This is a genomic window from Thalassobacterium maritimum (genome assembly GCF_031127805.1).
In the GTDB taxonomy this organism is placed as follows: domain Bacteria; phylum Verrucomicrobiota; class Verrucomicrobiia; order Opitutales; family Coraliomargaritaceae; genus Thalassobacterium; species Thalassobacterium maritimum.
Window position 1 is genome coordinate 1 of record NZ_JARXHW010000194.1, and the last position, 692, is coordinate 692.

Annotated in this window: 1 protein-coding gene; it reads right to left on the reverse strand. The window is 45.1% G+C overall.

What is annotated here, in order from left to right; all coding sequences use genetic code 11:
- Positions 1-181: 181 nt before the first annotated feature.
- The gene (locus QEH52_RS20000) at positions 182-532 is read right to left on the reverse strand and encodes a hypothetical protein (RefSeq protein ID WP_308952733.1); all 351 of its coding nucleotides are present in this window, start codon (positions 530-532) and stop codon (positions 182-184) included.
- Between the last annotated feature and the right edge of the window lie 160 nt (positions 533-692).

The window sequence follows — 692 nt, forward strand, 5'->3', positions numbered from 1 at the left end:
GATTCGTTTCTTTCATTGATTTACTTGGCCTGTGATGCTCGTCGGTCAGGGGATTTCTTCGTCGTGCTAGTTTTTCTTACTTTCGACCCATCGAGTCTGAGATTCATTTTTTCAATTTCTGGGAACGTGGAGGACAGGCAACCCGCCTGACGAGTTTGAAGTCCTGTTGCTTTTTAGAGTTTTACGGGCGGGTTATCGGGTTGTCCTGCTCCGACTGGTTGTGTGATTTGGTTTCTTCGACTGAGTCAAAGCTGATGTGGGTATAGGACTCTCCGTATATCCCTAAAATGATTGTTCCGTATTCTTTCTGCGTTCCGGTCTCCTTTTCTATTCGGACTTCGTCGGCATCAAAAATCTCCTCAATCCCCACCAAATCTTCAGGATTTTTTAGCGTATAAGATTTCTCTGCTTCTCTTCCGTCCTGAAATCTCAGGATTACGTGTCGAGAGCTTCTGTCTGGGGACTGACAAATACTGCACTCAACAAGAGGTTGGTTCTCGCCGAAGTAGTAGAGTTCTCTGGTGTCATTCATTCTTTTACACAACGTAGAGCACTATCGCGACTGAAGCGCGGAGCGCGAAAGGAGTTGATAGCTGTGACTGGAGTGTGCCCAGCATGGGCACGGTGTAAATGTGGTTAAAGTCCACTATAGTAAGAACTAATATATGAATAATGAAAAGAACTATTACCAG

What these genes read in the sequence shown, in the direction of transcription:
- QEH52_RS20000 (WP_308952733.1), bottom strand. Translation starts at nt 532, where the DNA reads ATGAATGACACCAGAGAACTCTACTACTTCGGCGAGAACCAACCTCTT.